The sequence below is a fragment of the Acerihabitans arboris genome (genome assembly GCF_010131535.1).
GTDB lineage: Bacteria > Pseudomonadota > Gammaproteobacteria > Enterobacterales > Enterobacteriaceae > Acerihabitans > Acerihabitans arboris.
Genome location: NZ_WUBS01000005.1, coordinates 232,393 through 252,637 on the forward strand (window position 1 = coordinate 232,393; position 20,245 = coordinate 252,637).

The window sequence follows — 20,245 nt, forward strand, 5'->3', positions numbered from 1 at the left end:
GCAGGGTAAAGCGTGAAAATAGCCATTTTATCCCGGGACGGCACACTGTTTTCTTGCAAGCGATTGCGGGAAGCGGCCGAGTCCCGTCGCCATAGCGTGGATGTTATCGATCCGCTGTCCTGTTACATGAACATTAACTGTGACGCGCCTTCCATCCATTACCGCGGCAAGCGCCTGTCCCATTATGATGCGGTTATTCCGCGTATCGGCACCGCCATCACCTTTTATGGCACCGCGGTATTACGCCAGTTTGAAATGCTCGGCAGCTATCCGCTGAACGATTCGTCCGCCATCACCCGCGCCAGGGATAAGCTGCATTCATTACAGCTGCTGGCAAAAGAAGGGATAGATCTGCCGGTCACCGGTTTTGCCGATTCCCCCGACGATACCGGCGATCTGATTGCCATGGTGGGCGGGGCGCCTCTGGTGGTCAAGCTGGTGGAAGGCACCCAGGGCATCGGCGTGGTGCTGGCGGAAACCCAGCAGGCCGCCAAGAGTGTTATCGACGCCTTTCGCGGACTGAAAGCGCAATTCCTGGTGCAGGAATATATCCAGGAGGCGGAGGGCCGCGATATCCGCTGCCTGGTGGTGGGAAACCGGGTGGTGGCGGCTATCGAACGCCAGGCCGGGGCGGGCGAGTTTCGCTCCAATCTGCACCGGGGCGGTTCGGCGCGCAAAATCGCCATTACGCCCCGGGAACGGGCGGTGGCCATCAAAGCGGTAACCACCCTGGGGCTTCATGTGGCCGGCGTCGATATCCTGCGGGCGGAGCGCGGACCGCTGGTGATGGAGGTCAACGCCTCGCCGGGCCTGGAAGGCGTGGAAACCGCCACCGGCATCGATATTGCCGGCATGATGATCGAATATATCGAACAGCACGGCCAGAAAGCGTTAAAACGGGTCAATTCACTGTAAGTCCACCGTTGCCCCGGCAAAACGAATATTTTCAGATTTTGCCCGGTCGGGCCGATATTAGCCTTAACTATGGCGACGTGCCTGGCAGCTATCCATTAAAAATCAATACGATGATATTGGCCGTCCCGCGCCAGGGCAGCGGCGGGAGCGCCCGCGCCGGAAAGCCGGCCGATAGTTAAAATAATTTCCTGCGTTTGTCCATGGCGCCTTTGCCGATTATTCCGTAAGCTATGCCCCGTTTCGCATTTTACACTTAGAGGTTGGCCTTCATGGATTCACTTGTTGTCCCGGATCTGGACATCCTGAGACGCTGGCTGGAAAAGCTCAGTCTTTCGTTTTTTGAGTGTGACTCCTGTCAGGCGTTGCATCTGCCGCATATGCAAAATTTTGACGGTATCTTTGATGCTAAAGTTGATCTGGTTGACAATGTCATCTTGTTTTCCGCCCTGGCAGAGGTGCGTCCGACCGCGCTGATTGCGCTGGTGGGGGATTTGAGCCAGATAAACGCCAGTTCGCTGACGGTAAAGGCTTTTATCGATATCCAGGACGATAACCTGCCCAAGCTGGTAGCCTGCCAGGCATTGTGCATCGAGGTGGGGGTGACCTTCGGTCAGTTCAAGCATTTCATGCAGCAGTCCGAAGAACAGATCTCCATGCTGATCCTGGAAGCGCGCGCCAATGATTTACTGTTTATTGACGGAGAAGAACAGCCCGCCGAGCAAAAACATACCCTCCCGGTGATCCATTGACAGGCTGCCGCCCGCCCCGGGCGGCGCCATGCTCATCACGACGTGGCACCCGCCGTCATTTATGCTGTTGTTGTGCCTGTTCGAGCGAAGATCCTTTGTGGTTTAAGCATTGCATACCAGATTAGATAGCTAATTAGTGAATAATTAATCGATTAAAGCCATTTTTTTTGCGGATCGCTGGCGTAGCCCTTGCGCTGCGGTTATGCTTGCGAGGCTGCGCTTGAACCGTTGAGTAACCGTCTATTTAGCGTTATATCCTCCGGTGTGTCCGCGGGAGACGGTTATCAACGGTGCCGCCGACGGCCGCTGCGCTTATTCAAGCACTGTATACCGGCGACGCTATACAGAAATATCTTTTATTGACTGGGATTTGGAGGAAGCAACGGATGTTCACCCAACGTAAAAAATGGCTGTCGGGTGTAGTCGCCGGCTTGCTGATGGCCGCGTCTGTCACCGCATCGGGCGCGGAACAAAAAACGCTGCATGTTTATAACTGGTCGGATTATATCGCGCCGAATACGGTGCCGGATTTTGAAAAACAAACCGGCATCAAAGTGGTCTATGATGTTTTCGATTCCAATGAAGTGCTGGAAGGTAAACTGATGGCCGGCAGCACCGGCTTTGACGTGGTAGTGCCTTCCGCCAGTTTCCTTGAGCGCCAGTTAACCGCCGGGGTATTCCAGCCGCTGGATAAAAGCAAACTGCCGAATTATAAAAACCTGGATCCGGAACTGCTGAAACTTATCAGCCAGCACGATCCCGATAACAAATATGCGGTTCCTTATATGTGGGCCACTACCGGCATTGCTTATAACGTCGATAAAGTAAAAGCCATATTAGGCCAGGATGCGCCGGTGAACAGCTGGGATCTGGTGTTAAAACCGGAAAACCTGGCGAAACTGAAAAGCTGCGGCGTCTCGTTCCTGGATGCGCCGGCGGAGATTTTCGCCACCGTCCTGAATTACCTCGGTAAAGATCCTAACAGCGCCAATGCCGCCGATTACACCGGTCCGGCCACCGATCTGCTGTTAAAATTACGTCCCAGCATCCGTTATTTTCATTCTTCGCAATATATCAACGACTTGGCCAATGGCGACATTTGCGTGGCGATCGGTTGGGCCGGCGACGTGATGCAGGCGGCAAATCGCGCTAAAGAAGCGAAGAACGGCGTCAATATTGCCTATAGTATTCCCAAAGAAGGGGCACTGGCGTTTTTTGACGTGTTGGCTATTCCGGCCGATGCCAAAAATACCGACCAGGCCTATCAGTTCCTGAATTATCTGATGGATCCGCAGGTTATTGCCCAGGTCAGCAACCAGATTTTTTATGCCAACGGTAATAAAGCGGCCACGCCGCTGGTCAGTGAAGAGGTACGTAATAATCCCGGCATTTATCCGCCGCCCGATGTGCGTGCCAAACTGTTCACGCTTAAAGTCCAGCCACCTCAAATCGACCGGGTTATCACCCGCGCCTGGACCAAGGTGAAAAGCGGCAAATAATCCTTTTGCCGCCGGCTTAAAATCATCCTAACCAACAGGCGGTCCAATACCGCCTGTTATGCTATTTCAGAGACGCAATCCGAGGGTGGATTGTCCGTTTCGCCAGTTCCGGAGAGTGATGTCAGTGAACGAAGCAACACCCCGCCCACAGCCCAAAAACCAGAAAATGGTGACGCCATTACTGGAGATCCGCAATTTGACCAAAACGTTCGACGGCCAGTCGGCGGTCGATGATGTCAGCTTGACGATCTATAAAGGGGAAATGTTCGCTTTATTGGGGGCGTCCGGCTGTGGTAAATCCACGCTGTTACGAATGCTGGCGGGATTTGAACAACCGACCCATGGCCAAATCGTGCTCGACGGCCAGGATTTATCCCATATGCCGCCTTATCAGCGGCCCATCAATATGATGTTCCAGTCCTACGCGCTTTTCCCGCATATGACGGTGGAACAGAATATTGCCTTCGGACTGAAGCAGGATAAACTGCCGCGCGCCGAGATTAAGCAGCGCGTGGCGGAAATGCTGGCGATGGTGCATATGCAGGAGTTCGCCGCCCGCAAGCCCCATCAGCTCTCCGGCGGGCAGCGCCAGCGCGTCGCCCTGGCTCGCAGCCTGGCTAAACGGCCGAAATTGCTGCTGCTCGACGAGCCTATGGGCGCGCTGGATAAAAAGCTGCGCGACCGCATGCAGCTCGAGGTGGTGGATATCCTGGAACGCGTCGGGGTGACCTGCGTCATGGTCACCCACGATCAGGAAGAAGCCATGACCATGGCCGGACGCATCGCCATTATGAATCGGGGCAAGTTTGTGCAAATCGGCGAGCCGGAAGAAATTTACGAGCATCCCAACAGCTGCTTCAGCGCCGAATTCATCGGCTCGGTGAATATGTTCGACGGCCTGCTGGTGGAGCGCCACGATGACGCGCTGATTATCCAAAGTCCCGGCCTGCTGCACCCGCTGCAGGTGAACTCCGATGTCTCGGTGGTCGACGGCGTGCCGGTGCATGTGGCGCTGCGCCCGGAAAAAATCATGTTGTGCGATGAGGTGCCGGCGGACGGCTTTAACTTTGCCGTCGGCGAGGTGGTGAACATTGCCTACCTCGGCGATCTCTCCATTTACCATGTGCTGCTGCAAAGCGGCCAGACCATCAGCGCGCAGTTGCAAAATGCGCACCGTTACCGCAAAGGCACGCCGACCTGGGGAGATGAAGTGCGTCTCTGTTGGGATGCGGACAGCTGCGTGGTGCTGACGGTATAGGCGGAGGAAATATCATGTCTGTAGCTGATGACAAATTGCCGCCCCGGCCGGCAGCCGGCCCGGTCAAGACCCCGCGCTGGCTAACCCGGCTGCAAATGCGCCATGGCCGCAAGGCGGTGATTTTTTTGCCTTACCTGTGGCTGCTGCTGCTGTTTATGCTGCCGTTCCTTATCGTCTTCAAGATAAGCCTGGCGGAGATGGCCCGCGCAATCCCGCCTTATACCGATCTGGTCAGCTGGATGGACGGTAAGCTGGATATTTCGCTGAACCTGGCCAACTTTTCGCAGCTGCTGGACGATCCGTTGTATATCGAGGCCTATTTGCAATCACTGCAGGTGGCGGCGATCTCGACCTTTTTCTGCCTGCTGATCGGTTACCCGATGGCCTGGGCGGTGGCGCACAGCAAGTCCTCGACGCGCAATATCCTGCTGTTGCTGGTGATCCTGCCGTCCTGGACCTCATTTTTGATTCGGGTCTACGCCTGGATGGGGATCCTGAAAAATAACGGTATTCTTAATAATGTCCTGCTCTGGCTCGGCGTTATCGATCGGCCTTTGGTTATCCTGCATACCAACCTGGCGGTGTATATCGGCGTGGTATATGCCTATCTGCCGTTTATGATCCTGCCGATTTACACCGCGCTGACCCGGCTGGATTATTCGCTGGTGGAGGCGTCGCTGGATCTCGGCGCCCGCCCGCTGAAAACTTTTTTCCAGGTGATCGTTCCCTTGACCAAAGGCGGCATTATCGCCGGCTCGATGCTGGTGTTTATCCCGGCGGTGGGCGAGTACGTGATCCCGGAACTGCTTGGCGGCCCCGACAGCATTATGATCGGGCGGATCTTATGGCAGGAATTTTTCAATAACCGTGATTGGCCGGTGGCGTCGGCGGTAGCGGTCATCATGCTGCTGCTGCTGATCGTGCCGATCATGTGGTTCCATAAACATCAGAACAAAACCCTGGGGGATCGGGCATGAATACGTTACCTGTCGTGCGCTCTCCCTGGCGCATCGCGATTTTGATTGCCGGTTTTACCTTTTTGTACGCGCCGATGCTGATGCTGGTCATCTATTCGTTCAACAGCTCGAAACTGGTGACGGTGTGGGCCGGATGGTCGACGCAGTGGTACGGGGTGCTGATCAATGACCAGGCGATGCTTGGCGCCGTGTCCTTAAGCCTGACGCTGGCGGCCGCCACCGCCACCATGGCGGTGATCCTCGGTACCCTGGCGGCGGTGGTGATCGTGCGTTTCGGCCGGTTTCGCGGCTCAAACGGCTTTGCCTTTATGCTGACCGCACCGCTGGTGATGCCGGATGTGATCACCGGCCTGTCGCTGCTGCTGCTGTTCGTGGCCATGGGCCACGCCATCGGTTGGCCGGCGGAGCGCGGTATGTTTACCATCTGGCTGGCGCACGTGACGTTTTGTACCGCCTACGTGGCGGTGGTGGTGAATTCCAGGCTGCGCGAGCTGGATGAATCCATCGAGGAAGCCGCTCTGGATCTCGGCGCCACGCCCATTAAGGTGTTTTTTATTATCACCCTGCCGATGATCGCGCCGGCGATTGTGTCCGGCTGGCTGCTGGCTTTTACCCTGTCGCTGGACGATTTGGTGATTGCCAGTTTTGTCGCGGGGCCGGGATCCACCACCTTGCCGATGCTGGTGTTCTCAAGCGTGCGGATGGGGGTAAATCCGGAGATCAATGCCCTGGCCACCATTATCCTGGGGGTGGTGGGTTTTATCGGCCTGATCGCCTGGTGGCTGATGGCCCGCGGCGAAAAACAGCGCCAGCGGGACCGTCAGCGGGCGGCCCGTGGCTGATTGCGCCGATAACTGCTAGTCTTTATCCGTGCGTCGCCGTTTAACGCGGCGTGATAACAAGGAGAAAGGCCATGTCGGATATCCTGAGGGGCGTCAATACGGACCGAATGCCTTTGCGCCTGCTGAAGCGAATCGCGGCGGAACGGGCGCGCTGGCGCGGCAACACGCCGGTGGCGGTGCTGATTGCCGGTATCGCCATCATCGCCACCCGCTGCATGGGCATGCTGATGTTAACCAATAACCTGGGAGTGGAAGGACTACGCAGTTTTATTGATACCAGCAGCCGCTCATGGGATTTGACGCTGCTGTTCCTGGCAAGCCTGGCGGTGCTGTTTGCGGAATTACGCTGCGGTTTCGCGGTAATGCGCGGGTATGCCTGGGCACGCTGGTGCTTCGTCGCATGCCAGGTCCTCAGCGCCGGTTATTTATTCCTGGCCACCTGGAACGGTTTTTACCCTGAAATGTTCGCCCTGTCGGGCGATAGCGCGATGGAGATTTCCAGCGAGCTGTTGATGCATAAACTGCCGGATATCCTGATCGTGCTGCTGCTGTTTGCGCCACTCTCCAGCCGGCGGTTTTTTCTACGCGGCCGGTGATTTTTAACCGCGACCGATGGTACAATGCGCGCCCGTTTAACCGGCCACAATTATATGTATTGCGAACTTTTCAGCGCCGATCGTTGCCATTCCTGCCAATGGCTGGATAAGCCCTATCCGCGACAGCTGGCGGACAAACAGGCTGCGCTTGCCGGGTTATTGTCCGCAATGCCGGTGGAACAATGGCTGGCGCCCGTCGCCTCATTGGAAACGGCGTTTCGCAATAAAGCCAAAATGGTGGTCAGCGGCAGCGTCGAGCGGCCGCTGCTGGGGATTGTGGCGCGCAACGGGCAACCGCTGGACCTGTGCGCCTGTCCGCTTTATCCCCCGACTTTCGGCGCGGTATTCGACGTGCTTAAGGTGTTTATCGCCCGTGCCGGCCTGACGCCTTATAACGTGGCGCGCCGGCGGGGCGAGTTAAAATTCCTGCTGCTGACGGAAAGCCACCACAACGGCGCGATGATGCTGCGCTTCGTGCTGCGCTCGGACACCAAGCTGGCCGCGCTGCGCGCCCAGCTGCCCTGGCTGCGGGCGCGATTGCCCCAGCTGCGGGTGATATCGGTAAATCTCCAGCCGGTGCATATGGCCATACTGGAAGGCGACACCGAAATTATCCTGACCGATGAAACCGCGCTGGCGGAACGGCTTAACGATGTGCCGCTGTTTATCCGTCCGCGCGGCTTTTTCCAGACCAATCCGGCGATCGCCGCCCGCCTGTACGCCACCGCCCGCCGGTGGGTGGGCGAGTTGGCCATAACCAGCCTGTGGGATCTGTTTTGCGGGGTGGGGGGCTTTGGTTTGCACTGCGCGGGTCCGGATATTCGCCTGACCGGTATTGAAATCAGCGCCGAGGCCATCGCCAGCGCGCGGCAGTCGGCACAGCTGATGGGGTTGGGCCAGGTGGCGTTCCAGGCGCTGGATTCCACCCGGTTCGCGCGCTCGCGCGACGACGTGCCCGACCTGGTGCTGGTCAATCCCCCCCGGCGCGGCATCGGAGCGGAGTTATGCGACTACCTGGACGGCATGGCGCCGCCCTATATTCTCTACTCCAGCTGCCAGGCGGAAAGCCTGGCCAGGGACCTGCTAACCTTGCCGGCGTATCGCATCGTCAAGGCGCAGCTGTTTGATATGTTTGCGCACACCGCCCATTATGAAACGCTGGTATTGCTTAAACGCGCTTAGCCGCGTCGTTCGAATCGCAGCGCCCGGTGTTCGATCAACCGCATCAGCAGGGTCAGCACGCCGTTGACGCACAGATAGATAATGCCCGCGGCGCCAAACACCATCACATCATAGGTGCGGCCATACATGAGCTGCCCGTGCCCCATGATATCCATCAGGGTAATGGTGTAGGCCAGCGAGGTGCTTTTGAATACCAGCACCACTTCGTTGGAGTAGGACGACAGCGCCCGCTTGATGGCGAACGGCATCAATATGCGCAGGGATTGCAGGCGCGACATGCCGAGCGCCGCGCAGGACTGCCATTGTCCGGCGGGGATGGCGCGCATGGCGCCGGTGAACAGCTGGGTGCTGTAGGCGGCGCTGTTGAGCGCCAGCGCCACCATGGCGCACAGCCAGGGCTGCGAGACCAGCGCCCATAACCACGGAATGGCGCGCAGGGCGGCAAATTGTCCCGGCCCGTAATAAATCAAAAAAATCTGCACCAGCAGCGGCGTGCCGGTAAACAGGGTGATGTAGATTTTGATCAGCGGCGTCAGGATCGGCGTTTTCAGGCTGATCACCAGGGTAAACAACAGCGCCAGCAGCAGGGCTATCCAGATGGCGCACAGCGTCAGCGTCAGGCTGGTGGGCAGCCCCTTGAGCAGTTCGGGCAGGTAGGCCAGCATCAGGACGCCCCCGTTTCAAAGCGGGTGGAACGACGTTCGAACATCCGCAGGATGACCTGGCTGAGCAGGGTGATGACCAGATATACCGCCGCGGCTATCAGATACCAGGTAAACGGCTGCTGGGTAAAACTGACAATGCTTTTGGTTTGCAGCATTAAATCATTAACGCTTATCAATGAGACCAGCGCGGTGTCCTTTAATAGCACCAGCCATTGGTTACCCAGGCCGGGCAACGCGTGGCGCCACATCTGCGGCATCACCAGGCGGAAAAAAACCGTGCTTTTTTTCATGCCCAGCGCCTGGCCTGACTCCCACTGCCCCTGCGGGATGGCTTTCAGCGCGCCGCGCAGCGTTTGCGACGCATAGGCGGCGTAGAGCAATGCCAGGGCAATGACGCCGCAGACAAAAGGACTGATGTTAAAATTATCGACCGGCAGGCGCACCGGGATGCGCACCAGGTAAAGATCGAGGCTAAAGCCGTCGGCAAGCGAAACCAGCAGCTGTGATGCGCCGAAATAAATAAACAGCACCACCAGTATTTCCGGCAGGCCGCGCAATAGCGTCACCACGCCGGTGCCGAGCAGCCCCAGCCACTTCCAGCGGGAGGATTCCCAGCCGGCAAAACACATGGCCAGGAACAGGCCGGCCACCAGCGCGCATAACGCCAGCCCGACGGTGGTCCCGGCGGCGCTGGCTATAGGTTGAAATTGATTCATGGAGGGCGCGATTACTGCTTAAACCATTTCTGGAAGATAGCCTGGTAGGTGCCGTCTTGTTTGACTTTATCCAACGCGGTATTGAACCGCTCGCGCAGTTCGTTATTATTCAGCCGCATGGCGATGCCCAGCCCGGTGCCGAAATAGGCTTTATCGGCGATCTTATCGCCCACGGTGGCCAGGTCGGCGTCTTTCTTCAGCCATTCATTGACCACGGCGGTGTCGCCGAAGACGGCGTCCAGACGGCCGTTTTTCAGATCCAGAATGGCATTCTGGTAGCTATCGTAAGGCACGGCGGTGATTTCCGGATGTTTATCCAGCAGGAATTTCTGGTGCGTCGATCCGTTTTGCATGCCGACACGTTTGTCCTTCAGGCCGGCAAGATCGGTGAATTTACCTTTTTGCGCCACGAAAATAGCGGAGTTTTCATAATACGGCTGGCTAAAGGTCACCTGCTGCAAACGTTCCGGGGTAATATCCATACCGGAGACAACCGCGTCGAAACGGCGGAACTTGAGGCTTGGGATCAGGCTGTCGAAGGCCTGGTTGGTGAAGGTGCATTCCGCCTGCATTTGTTTGCACAGCGCGTTGGCCAGATCGATATCAAAACCCTGGATTTTGTTATCGGCATCGACAAATTCAAACGGAGGGTAGGATGCCTCGGTGGCGAAGCGAATAGTCCCGGCCGCGCCGGCGGAAGCCGTCATCCCGGCCAGCACTGCGGCTAATATCAGTTTTTTCATTTTTTTTAATCCACAATTAATTAATGCGACAAATAGTGAGCAAATGCCTCGGTGCGGGGCTTGGCGAAATGCGACGCATCGCCTTGTTCCACAATGTGACCGTTTTCCATATACACAATGCGACTGGCAGTCTTGCGCGCTACCTCAACTTCGTGCGTCACGATCACCTGCGTGATGCCGGTTTCGGCCAGCTCGCGGATGATGCTGACGATTTGTGCGGTAATTTCCGGGTCCAACGCTGCGGTCGGCTCATCAAATAACAAGACCTGCGGCTCCATCATCAGCGCCCGCGCTATCGCTACCCGCTGCTGCTGCCCGCCGGACAGATGCAGAGGGAAACGATCGGCGAAATCGGTTAAACGCAGGCGATCGAGCAGTTTATCCGCCCGGGCATTGGCCAGCGTGCGCGACAGGGCCAGCACCCGGCAGGGCGCCTCGATCAAATTCTGGCGCACGGTTAAATGCGGCCAGAGATTATATTGCTGGAATACCATGCCGACGTTCTGGCGCAGTTCCCGGATGGCTTTTTCGCCCGGCGCCTGTTTAAAATCAAACTGGTTGCCGGCGATGGTCAATCGACCGGCGCGCGGCATCTCCAACAGGTTGAGTACCCGCAGTAATGAACTTTTACCCGCGCCGCTTGGGCCGAGCAGCACCAGCGTTTCACCCGCCGGGCAGTCAAGGGTGATATCGAACAGCGCCTGGTTGGCGCCATAAAAACAGTCAATGCGGTTTAGTTGAATACTCATGCGAAGAAACTGAATAACCATTAAGGCGGCAGATGTTAACGTCGACAGCCGGTCGATGCAATCTGCCGTGATTAAAATTTACATTTAGGGGGGTAATGATATCATGAACAGCACAAAACGTCATTGCTCAAGGCCCAATCGCCGCGATGTGCTGAATATTCACCTAAACAGGCCGTGGACATAGCGCCCGGTGTTGTTGCCGGCAGCCGGTCCTGCTGCCGGCGGGTTGCTAGCGTTCTTCCAGCGTCTGGCGCAGGGTGCCGGCCGGGGCGGGGGAGGCCCTGCCCAGGTAGCGCACGTCGTCCAGTACCCAGCAGGCGCCTTCGCGGATCATCAGCACTTCATCCTGCCAATGCGCGGCCTGGCCGTCGTCGCCCTGGCTGCGCGACAGGTCGACGCGCAGCGGAATATTTTTCGCATCGGTATTCAGGATGCGCGATGCGCTGCTGACGTCGGCCGAGGTCGGGCCTTCGGCCTTGCTGCTGAAGATATCCCCGGCCGGCAGGGCGGTCAGTTTGGCCTGTGCCTTGCGGTCGGCGGTCAGCACCTGGAACAGCCGTTCGCTGAGATAGGGCCGGTATTGCGCCAGCTGCGCGGGGCTTGGTTTTCCCTGCACAGGTTGCGCCAGACGCAGATTGTAGAATGCCTGGGCCACCTGGTCCGGTCCACCGTCGACGCAGGGAGCGCTGCGCGTGCCAATATCCTTGAACGCCGGTTCTACCCGGGTACAGGCGCCGATTAACAGGGCCAGCGGCAATAGGGCATAAAGCTTATTTTTCATTATTTACCTTCATAAGAGAAGTTGGCGGTCAGTCAGTATCATCGAGTATAGTTAAAAATCATATGGTTGTGTCATAGTTGGCACGTTTGGCTACAGCCCCGATGATCAAATATGGCAGAACGCGTTTCCCATGGTGATGCGCCATGGGAGTAACTGCCCCTGGACAGCCCATGGACCGGTTTATCGGAGCATGGCGTCGAGGAACCGGCGACGCGCCTTATTGCCCGATTCCCGGCCGGGGCTGTTGTCCGCGCGCGCAGTAGGTTTCTCCAGTTTTGGCAAACCGGATTGCCCATGTCCCGGCAAGCCGGGTTTCCCTGGCGCCGATAAAAAAGATTTATCCAGGGCCTGCAAATACTTATCGCTTTCCTCAAGGATTCTTTCGGGCGAGGGCATATCTTTAAATATCCTGCTGTAGACCTTATTGCTCGCCTGCCAGATATATATTTTATCATTGACCCTTTTAGGATGGGTGCTGTCCATGCCTGGATGGTAAAAGTACTCAAAAACGGCTTTGTAAATCGTAGGGTTGGCCAGAATATGTATGTCGTTTTTATGCTCCGCCCGGCTGTCTAATCCAAGGATTTTATATATTTCATTGCTCCATATCTCTTTAGGCCCATCCTTGGTTAAGGTGGGTTTGCAATTCTCAGAATATATCTTGAATATTTTAACTCCTTGCGGTTGATTTATGAAATCATCAATTCTTTTATTGATTAATGCGCCAATGTAGGTTCTTGATTCCTGGCGTTTCCACTCGTTGAATGCCTTCTCGTCATTTTTTATGGTCTTGAGATGCTTATTTAACAGGTCTTCATGCACTTTCCTGATATGGAAGTCATTGACGGCAATGGTAAGTTTAGAACGCCGGTTCTGCGCCGCGCTAAGCGTTTTCTGGTAATCCGCAAAACTATTTTCCGGCAACAGCGGGGAGAAAACTTCAGTGATGCTATTTCTCACCTGGCGATAATTATCGGCCATGCGGCCCATGCATTTTTTTAATAATGACCGTTTTTCATTATGGGCAAGGCCTGGCGCTGAGGTAAAGGGACCCGCCACGCGATCTGGATTTTCTGTGAGATCGTAATTATAATTTTTTGAAGTGTTTCCCAATTTGACGCCGGCATCACTTACCGCCGTTATTTTATCAAAAAAACGGCGGTAAGACATGCCGCCGGAAATAGTGGGATGAAAGGATATAATCCCGTAGGCCATGGTCGTTCTTAATGAAATATCAATATTTTTAAACATGCTAAAGCCTTCCTTATGGGTAAGGGGCGCTATTATCATGCACGGCGTTTAATCAAATCATAAACAGGATCACCTGCCTGATGGCGCCTGTCCGTTGTTGCGGCAAAAAAACTGGCGCGGGTGGATAATCGATGATTAACATCCGGCTTCATCAGGCTGCATTGCCCACGCATGCTATTACAGGCATTATAGGGTGAAACCTCCAATAAGCGATGGAATTATGGGCAGCGGGATGCCGGGATATTCGGCCGGCAAAATGACGGCAAGGGCGTCATGGTGGTTGATGGGCCTGTTATGTGTAAGTTGTGCCGGCCGGCAGGCGGTAAAACCACCGGACGCGCAGGCGGCTTACCGTATCGACAGTTCCCGCCGGGCGAGCGGCGCCGATGAACGGGTGCAGTTTTTAGTGATTCATTATACCGCCGAAGATTTCGCCTCGTCGCTGACCACCCTAACCGCCGAACAGGTCAGCGCCCATTATTTAATTCCGGCGCAATCAGCCGATGGCCGGGAGATGCCCACGGCGCTGCAATTGGTCGACGAATCCCGCCGCGCCTGGCATGCGGGCGAGAGCTTTTGGCGCGGACGCACGCATCTCAACGATACGTCCGTCGGTATTGAAATAGAAAACCAGGGTTACTACCGTACCCTGACGGGATATCGCGCGACGCCTTATCCGTCCGGACAGATAGCCCTGGTCATCGCCCTGAGCCGGGACATTATCCGCCGTTATCATCTCCAGCCGGGCAACGTGGTGGGGCACAGCGATATCGCCTGGCGACGCAAACAGGACCCCGGTCCGTTATTCCCCTGGCAACAATTGGCGGCGGCCGGTGTCGGCGTCTGGCCGGATAAACAGCGGGTAGGCTATTACCTTGGCGGGCGCGACCCCTGCTCCCCGGTGGCCATGGCGGGCATTATGACGCGGATGGCGGATTACGGTTACGATGTGTCGCCGCAGATGCCGGCGGCGTTACAGCAAAAAGCGCTGGCGGCGTTCCAAATGCATTTTCGGCCTCATGATTTCCGCGGCCTGGCGGACGCGGAAACCGAGGCTATCCTGGATGCGTTACTGGAAATACACGCCGGTGAGCGGGGCGCCGGATAATTGAGCATGATGCTGCAGGAAGGCTTGCCAGCAGCTCACCACTTTTTCCAGGTCCGCGCGACTGACATTTAAATGGGTGACCAGACGGGTCACCGCGCCGGCGGCAATCACAATGTCATGCCGTTTCATCCAGGGACCGAGCTTGGCGGCTAATTCCGCCGGTTGGCGGATAAACAGCATATTGGTCTGCGCGCCCGGGGCCATGATCTCGACCCCCAGCGCGGATAACCGTTGCTCCAGCCATTGGGCGTTGTCATGATCATCACGCAGCCGCTGTACGTTATGCTCCAGCGCATAGCGGCCGGCGGCCGCCAGGATGCCGGACTGGCGCATACCGCCGCCCACCATTTTGCGCCAGCGCCTGGCTTGCAGGATATAGTCCGCGTTGCCGCACAATAGCGAACCCACCGGCGCTCCCAGCCCTTTTGACAAACAGATGGTCAGGGTATCGCAGTATTGCGTAATGTCGCTCAGCGGAATTTGCAGTGCCGCCACCGCGTTAAAAATGCGCGCGCCGTCGATATGCAGCGCCAGGTGATGGTCGCGGGTGAACTGCCAGGCCTTGCGCAGATATTCCTGCGGCAGCACTTTGCCGTTATGGGTATTTTCCAGGCTTAACAGCCGGGTGCGGGCAAAATGGAAGTCATCCGGCTTGATGGCCGCCGCCACTTTATCCAGCGGCAGGGTGCCGTCGGCATCGGCGTCCAGCGGCTGTGGCTGGATGCTGCCCAGCACCGCGGCGCCGCCGGCCTCGAAGCGGTAATTATGCGCCTGCTGGCCGACGATATACTCTTCCCCACGCTGGCAGTGGGCCAGCAAGGCCACCAGGTTGGCCTGGGTGCCGCTGGGGAAAAACAGCGCCGCATCTTTCGCGCTGAGCCGTGCGCCATCTGCTTCCAGCGCCGCCACGGTGGGATCATCGCCATAAACATCATCGCCGACCTCGGCTTGCGCCATCAGCCGGCGCATGGCGTCGCTTGGCAAGGTCACGGTATCACTGCGTAGATCAATCATGCTCACTCCGTTACGTTCTAGATACGGGCGTTAAAGGACCTGCGCCGCCCGGCGCAGGTGTTCCCGATACGGGCGGAAAATGCCGGGCCTTAGCGCAGCCAGTTGGTTTTTGCCAACTCTACCACTTCATCGCCGCGGCCGTTGATAATGGCCCGCAGCATATACAGGCTAAAGCCTTTCGCCTGCTCGAATTTAATCTGCGGCGGCATGGCCAGCTCTTCCTTGGCGGTGATGACATCCACCACCACCGGCCCATCGGTGGCAAAAGCGTCTTCCAGCGCGGCGTTCAGATCGGTGGATTTCTCCACACGGATGCCTTTGATGCCGGCGGCGCGGGCAATAGCGGCAAAATCAGGATTTTGCAGGTCGGTGCCGTCGGTCAGGTAGCCGCCGGCCTTCATTTCCATCGCCACGAAACCTAGCACGCTATTGTTAAAAATCACGATCTTGACCGGCAATTTCATTTGCGCCATGGATAAAAAATCGCCCATCAGCATGGTGAAACCGCCGTCGCCGCACAGGGCGACTACCTGGCGCTTTGGATACGCCGCCTGCGCGCCCAAGGCCTGGGGCATGGCGTTAGCCATGGAGCCATGGTTAAACGATCCGATAAGACGACGTTGGCCGTTCATTTCCAGGTAGCGGGCAGCCCATACGGTAGGCGTGCCCACATCGCAGGTGAAAATGGCGTCGCGAGCCGCCTGGCGGCTTACCTGCTGTGCCACGTACTGTGGGTGAATGGGCTGGTTGTCGTTGGGTTTGGCCAGCGCGTCGAGATCACGCCGCGTCTCGTGATAGTGCTCCAGCGCCTGATCGAGATGATGGCGGCCGGTTTTTTCCTTGAGACGCGGCAACAGGACCGCCAGGGTGGACTTAACATCGCCCACCAGCGCCATATTTACCGCGCAATGGGCGCCAAGGCTGCCCGGGTCGATATCAATCTGGATAATATTGGCGTTGGTGGGATAAAAGGCGCGGTAGGGGAAACGGGTCCCCAGCAGGACCAGCGTGTCGGCGTTCATCATGGCATGATAGCCGGAGGAGAAGCCAATCAGGCCGGTCATGCCGACGTCGTAGGGATTGTCCCACTCCAGATGCTCCTTACCCCTGAGCGCATGGACGATCGGCGCCTTCAGCAGCCCGGCCAGCTCGACCACCTCGTCATGGGCGTCGGCACAGCCGCAGCCGCACATCAGGGTGATGTTTTCCGCCTGGTCCAGCACCGCGGCCAGCTTTTCCAATTCTCCCACCGGCGGTACGCTTAAGGACGGCTGTGGGGTATACCAGACCGGCTTATCGTCTTCCGGCGCCGGTTTCAGCGCCACGTCGCCGGGCAATACAATCACCGAGACGCCGCGGTTGAGGATGGCCTTGCGCATGGCGATGCCCAGCACCTGTGGAAGCTGTTCCGGATTGGATATCAGTTCGCAATAGTGGCTGCACTCGCGGAACAGCTCCTCGGGGTGGGTTTCCTGGAAGTAGCCGCTGCCGATTTCGCTGGAGGGAATATGGGCGGCGATGGCCAGCACCGGCACCTGGTTGCGATGGCAGTCATATAAACCGTTGATCAAATGCAGGTTGCCCGGCCCGCAGGAACCGGCGCAAACCGCCAGCTGCCCGGTAACATGGGCTTCCGCGCCCGCGGCGAAAGCGGCCACCTCTTCATGGCGGGTGCCCATCCATTGAATGGTGCCCATGCGATTGAGGCTGTCGCTTAAGCCGTTGAGAGAGTCGCCGGTGACCCCCCAGATACGCTTGACGCCGGCTTGCTCAAGGGTTTTGGCAATCGATGACGCAACGGTTTGTTTCATGGCTTTCCCCCTTAAAATGAGTCAGGACTAAGATAAAAAGTTCCCATGCCGGTAAAGCTTAGTCCTTTTGAACGGGGATTGGCAGTGCCTGGAGCGTCAGGCTGAAAACAGCGCGATAAGGATTGGCGCCAGCAGGCTCAGTAAAAAGCCGTGGACAATGGCCGCCGGCACCACCTCCAGGCCGCCGCTGCGTTGCAGTACCGGCAAGGTGAAATCCATCGACGTGGCGCCGCACAATCCCAGGGCGACGCTGCGGCTGCGGCGCATGAGTCCCGGGATCAGCATGATGGCCAGCAGTTCGCGCACCAAATCGTTAAAGAAGGCGGCGCTGCCCACCACCGGTCCAAACGCGTCGGTCATTAGAATACCCGACAGCGAGTACCAGCCGAACGCCGACGCCATGGCCAGGCCGGTAGCGATTGGCAATCCCAGGATGAGTGCCGTAACCGCGCCGCCCATCAGCGCGCTGGCCGCCACCACCAGCGCGATGATGGTGCCGCGCCGGTTCAGGATAATTTGCCGCAGCGTCATGCCGCCGTTGCGCAGCTGGATGCCCACCAGCAGCAGCAGCAGGATCAGGGCGAATTCGCTGGCTCGCGAGGCGACGCTAAGCCAGTGCCACTGCGTCAGGCCGATAAGGAACCCGGCGACCACCACCAGGCAGAGCTTAAAAGAATCCATGGCCATGCGCAGCCGGGAAGGGAGCGCGTCCTGATGGGTCGGTGCCGGCCAGGGGCAACGTTTTTCCAGCCACCACAGCGCGATGCCGTTGACCGTCAGGATGCAAACGGCGCTGACGCCGGCGTACCAGGCAATCAACAGCAGATTGGCGGTCAGATTATCCAGGAATGCCAGGCTGATGCCCATGAAGAACAGGATGATATAAACCATGGCGCTTAGCAGGCGATTGACCGCCCGCATTACGCCCTGGCGCAGAGGCGGCAAGGCATAGCCCAGCACCAGAGGGATGAGGATAATTAACAGGCCGGAATACATAACGAGGACACATCCTTTTGCAGGGCGTAAAAAAGCTGCCTTAAACTAACGAAAACCGGGATTCCTGTAAAGCCGGCGTGAACGTATCCCGGTTTATGCCTGTACTCCTTTTTTGTTGACGTTCAAGACGTTAATTTCCCCCGGTATCGACCTGTGGGCGGAAACGGCGGTTATGCCTGGCCGAAATGCGCGTTTATTTGCCGGGTAAGCTGATCCAGTACGTCATAGCGGCGGCGGTATTCGGCGCGTTTTTTACTGGGCAATGTCTCAATGGGCTTACGGGGAATGCTTAAAGGCAGTTGGAAATAGCCCTGTTCCTGGCATTGGCCGTTCAGCGATAACCAGAAGCTATCGTAATCCGCATGCAGGAACCGCTTATTTTTATAAAAATAGCGCCGCCCCTGGTACATATGGGTACGGTTGCCGACGGCGAGGATCCGGGGGATGCCCAGGTTTGCCGCCAGCAGCATGACCGCCTCGAGCACCAGCCGTTTAGGGAACAGGCCGTGGCAGGACTTGGTGGCCAGGTGTATCGACTCATGGGGCACCTGCCGCGTGGCGCCCTGCAGGCCGCCGATAAACAGGGTAGCCCCCTGTTCCGGGGTGATGGCAAAGGTCATTTCGGCCAGCATCAGGCCCCGATCGTCGGTAAACAGCACGGTGGTCTCGCCTTCGCGGTTCAGGTTGTCCAGCGAGTCGAGGCGCAGATAAAAACGCTGGCCGTTCCTGGCGTCGAGCTCCGCGAGGGTAAAACCCGCGCGCGCCAGGTGTCCGTTGAGCAGCGGCTTGGGGAAATATTTCTGGATATAATCGTAGTGATACATCAGGGCCGCGAGCTGCTGCCGATGGTTCATGTTGGCCGCCAGGTAGGGGCGATGCAGCTTGCACGGCAGGCCGGGCTGAGAAGCCAGCATTTGCGGCAGCAGCGGGGAATGGGCCAGATGCTCCAGCCAGGGAGCGGAGTAGCGCAAGGTGCAGCAATAACGGAGCATAAACTTGCAGCGATAGAACGCGCGTTGCCATGCCATTCCCGGCATCAGCCTGCCGCGAAACAGGGCGAGCGCCAATTGCCAACCGGTTAACGAATCCGGTTTTTCCAGACTGGATGCAAGCTGTGACATGTCAATATGCCTTGGTTTAGACAAAAATCTATTTCACCAAGGTGTAGTTAAACAGCAGTTCAATATAAATTCGGGATAAACCAGAGATAATAAGATGTTTACTGTTGGTTTATATTAGCGGTAGCGAGGATCGTTTTGCGCGGCCTCAACCGCTGGCAAGCCCGCTCGGGGGCAACGGCCAGGCATGGGTAAACAAGTAAGCAAGATAGTGATTGCCGCGCGTATAATTATGCTTGCGTCTTAAAAGAAAAATGTTATACCTTGAGTATGCAGGGACCGGCGGCAGAAAAAAATGCCAGCAATTCACTGGCATTTCACTAGCATCATTAGGCATTAATCGCGAGGCGAGTCATCAGGCAACAGTCTCGGTTTCAACAGGCACAATCAGACTCGCGTGGTTCCCCTTGGGACCTTGATGAACATCGAATCTGACAATTTGCCCGGCTTTGAGCGTGCGATAACCGTCCATTTGGATTGTTGAGTAATGCGCAAATATATCCTCGCCGCCGCTTTCAGGACAGATAAACCCAAAACCTTTGGCGTTATTGAACCATTTAACTTTACCCGTCTCCATGCTTCTACATCCCTCGCAACCGAATCTTATATGTGATGAGGATTGTTGACGTCGTAAGCCTGATTGGTCAAAACAGCAGCGGCTTACGCAAGTACACTCTAGAGGATAGCAAGCGCAGGTCAAGAGGATGCTGGAGGAGTTGGCGGATGACATTTCTAAACTTTGAAGCAGGTAACGCTATTGACGCTTTTTTGACAAAATCTCAAGGTGCCGGCTGCGATCAAACTCCTATTATTATTATAGGTTATAGCAGGCAGCGGTTTTGAACATCTAATGGTAGACTGATTATCATGATGGGGTTGCGCCACCGGGAGCCAAGCGGTCGCAACGATATATCAAGAAAGAGAAACGTACCGACGGAAAGACGATGGGCAACACAAGTGAAAGGCCGGGCGAGCAGAATTTTGCCGAGGACCTATTGAAAGATGCGGTAAAACCCCCATCAATGTATAAAGTTATACTTATCAATGATGACTACACTCCGATGGAATTTGTCATTGACGTGCTGCAAAAGTTCTTTTCTTATGATGTTGAACGTGCAACGCAACTGATGCTTACGGTTCATTATCAGGGCAAGGCTATCTGCGGAGTCTATACCGCCGAAGTCGCTGAAACCAAGGCCGCCCATGTTAATCGTTATGCCCGCGAAAATGAGCATCCGTTGCTTTGTACGCTGGAAAAGGCCTGAACGGGCAATC

21 protein-coding genes are annotated in these 20,245 nt (G+C 56.8%); 10 read left to right on the forward strand and 11 right to left on the reverse strand.

Annotation, left to right across the window (positions count from 1 at the left end; all coding sequences use genetic code 11):
• Window positions 1–12: 12 nt before the first annotated feature.
• The 8 genes from rimK (at window position 13) to rlmC (ending at window position 8,018) form a co-directional block, all read left to right on the forward strand.
• Complete coding sequence (rimK, locus tag GRH90_RS08975) at window positions 13–915, forward strand: 30S ribosomal protein S6--L-glutamate ligase (protein WP_162365603.1); 903 nt, start codon at window positions 13–15, stop codon at window positions 913–915.
• 269 nt (window positions 916–1,184) lie between these two features.
• Entirely contained in the window at window positions 1,185–1,664 is a 480-nt protein-coding gene (locus GRH90_RS08980) for a type III secretion system chaperone family protein (protein ID WP_162365604.1), read from the forward strand.
• A gap of 386 nt (window positions 1,665–2,050) precedes the next feature.
• On the forward strand, window positions 2,051–3,163 hold the full coding sequence (potF, locus tag GRH90_RS08985; RefSeq protein ID WP_162365605.1) for a spermidine/putrescine ABC transporter substrate-binding protein PotF: 1,113 nt from the start codon (window positions 2,051–2,053) through the stop codon (window positions 3,161–3,163).
• Between the two features lie 124 nt (window positions 3,164–3,287).
• Window positions 3,288–4,421, forward strand: coding sequence for a putrescine ABC transporter ATP-binding subunit PotG (gene potG / locus GRH90_RS08990; RefSeq protein WP_162365606.1), 1,134 nt, complete (start codon window positions 3,288–3,290; stop codon window positions 4,419–4,421).
• Between the two features lie 14 nt (window positions 4,422–4,435).
• Complete coding sequence (gene potH / locus GRH90_RS08995) at window positions 4,436–5,398, forward strand: putrescine ABC transporter permease PotH (RefSeq protein WP_281352741.1); 963 nt, start codon at window positions 4,436–4,438, stop codon at window positions 5,396–5,398.
• Window positions 5,395–6,240 (forward strand): putrescine ABC transporter permease PotI, encoded by an 846-nt coding sequence (potI, locus tag GRH90_RS09000; RefSeq protein ID WP_162365607.1) that lies wholly within the window; start codon window positions 5,395–5,397, stop codon window positions 6,238–6,240. Before potH ends, potI begins: the two co-directional genes overlap by 4 nt.
• Before the next feature lie 71 nt (window positions 6,241–6,311).
• Window positions 6,312–6,836 carry a YbjO family protein gene (locus GRH90_RS09005; protein ID WP_162365608.1) on the forward strand — a complete coding sequence of 175 codons (525 nt, stop codon included), beginning with the start codon at window positions 6,312–6,314 and terminating at the stop codon, window positions 6,834–6,836.
• Between the two features lie 54 nt (window positions 6,837–6,890).
• The gene (rlmC, locus tag GRH90_RS09010) at window positions 6,891–8,018 is read left to right on the forward strand and encodes a 23S rRNA (uracil(747)-C(5))-methyltransferase RlmC (RefSeq protein ID WP_162365609.1); all 1,128 of its coding nucleotides are present in this window, start codon (window positions 6,891–6,893) and stop codon (window positions 8,016–8,018) included.
• Here rlmC and artM read toward each other — a convergent pair.
• From artM to GRH90_RS09040, 6 genes are all read right to left on the reverse strand, one after another.
• Window positions 8,015–8,683, reverse strand: coding sequence for an arginine ABC transporter permease ArtM (gene artM / locus GRH90_RS09015; protein ID WP_162365610.1), 669 nt, complete (start codon window positions 8,681–8,683; stop codon window positions 8,015–8,017). The two genes, rlmC and artM, sit on opposite strands and share 4 nt — an antisense overlap.
• Window positions 8,683–9,399 carry an arginine ABC transporter permease ArtQ gene (artQ, locus tag GRH90_RS09020; RefSeq protein ID WP_162365611.1) on the reverse strand — a complete coding sequence of 239 codons (717 nt, stop codon included), beginning with the start codon at window positions 9,397–9,399 and terminating at the stop codon, window positions 8,683–8,685. The genes artM and artQ overlap by 1 nt, the downstream gene beginning before the upstream one ends.
• An 11-nt stretch (window positions 9,400–9,410) precedes the next feature.
• Window positions 9,411–10,142 (reverse strand): arginine ABC transporter substrate-binding protein, encoded by a 732-nt coding sequence (artJ, locus tag GRH90_RS09025; RefSeq protein ID WP_162365612.1) that lies wholly within the window; start codon window positions 10,140–10,142, stop codon window positions 9,411–9,413.
• A gap of 20 nt (window positions 10,143–10,162) precedes the next feature.
• The gene (gene artP / locus GRH90_RS09030; RefSeq protein ID WP_178113079.1) at window positions 10,163–10,891 is read right to left on the reverse strand and encodes an arginine ABC transporter ATP-binding protein ArtP; all 729 of its coding nucleotides are present in this window, start codon (window positions 10,889–10,891) and stop codon (window positions 10,163–10,165) included.
• A 229-nt stretch (window positions 10,892–11,120) separates the two neighbouring features.
• Window positions 11,121–11,672, reverse strand: a complete 552-nt coding sequence (locus tag GRH90_RS09035; RefSeq protein WP_162365614.1) for a lipoprotein — start codon at window positions 11,670–11,672, stop codon at window positions 11,121–11,123.
• 180 nt (window positions 11,673–11,852) lie between these two features.
• On the reverse strand, window positions 11,853–12,923 hold the full coding sequence (locus tag GRH90_RS09040) for a hypothetical protein (protein ID WP_162365615.1): 1,071 nt from the start codon (window positions 12,921–12,923) through the stop codon (window positions 11,853–11,855).
• 283 nt (window positions 12,924–13,206) lie between these two features.
• Here GRH90_RS09040 and GRH90_RS09045 point away from each other — a divergent pair, with 283 nt between their 5' ends.
• Window positions 13,207–14,031 carry an N-acetylmuramoyl-L-alanine amidase gene (locus tag GRH90_RS09045; RefSeq protein ID WP_162365616.1) on the forward strand — a complete coding sequence of 275 codons (825 nt, stop codon included), beginning with the start codon at window positions 13,207–13,209 and terminating at the stop codon, window positions 14,029–14,031.
• Here the strand turns inward: GRH90_RS09045 and ltaE are convergent.
• The 5 genes from ltaE to cspD form a co-directional block, all read right to left on the reverse strand.
• Complete coding sequence (gene ltaE / locus GRH90_RS09050) at window positions 13,993–15,045, reverse strand: low-specificity L-threonine aldolase (protein WP_162365617.1); 1,053 nt, start codon at window positions 15,043–15,045, stop codon at window positions 13,993–13,995. The two genes, GRH90_RS09045 and ltaE, sit on opposite strands and share 39 nt — an antisense overlap.
• An 89-nt stretch (window positions 15,046–15,134) precedes the next feature.
• Window positions 15,135–16,856, reverse strand: coding sequence for a ubiquinone-dependent pyruvate dehydrogenase (poxB, locus tag GRH90_RS09055; RefSeq protein ID WP_162365618.1), 1,722 nt, complete (start codon window positions 16,854–16,856; stop codon window positions 15,135–15,137).
• Window positions 16,857–16,952: 96 nt separating this feature from the next.
• Entirely contained in the window at window positions 16,953–17,852 is a 900-nt protein-coding gene (locus GRH90_RS09060) for a LysO family transporter (protein ID WP_162365619.1), read from the reverse strand.
• A 170-nt stretch (window positions 17,853–18,022) separates the two neighbouring features.
• Window positions 18,023–18,973 carry a VirK/YbjX family protein gene (locus tag GRH90_RS09065; protein WP_162365620.1) on the reverse strand — a complete coding sequence of 317 codons (951 nt, stop codon included), beginning with the start codon at window positions 18,971–18,973 and terminating at the stop codon, window positions 18,023–18,025.
• Between the two features lie 352 nt (window positions 18,974–19,325).
• Window positions 19,326–19,547, reverse strand: a complete 222-nt coding sequence (cspD, locus tag GRH90_RS09070) for a cold shock-like protein CspD (protein ID WP_162365621.1) — start codon at window positions 19,545–19,547, stop codon at window positions 19,326–19,328.
• A 367-nt stretch (window positions 19,548–19,914) separates the two neighbouring features.
• Between cspD and clpS the strand changes: the two genes are divergently transcribed.
• Entirely contained in the window at window positions 19,915–20,235 is a 321-nt protein-coding gene (clpS, locus tag GRH90_RS09075; RefSeq protein WP_162365622.1) for an ATP-dependent Clp protease adapter ClpS, read from the forward strand.
• Window positions 20,236–20,245: the final 10 nt, after the last annotated feature.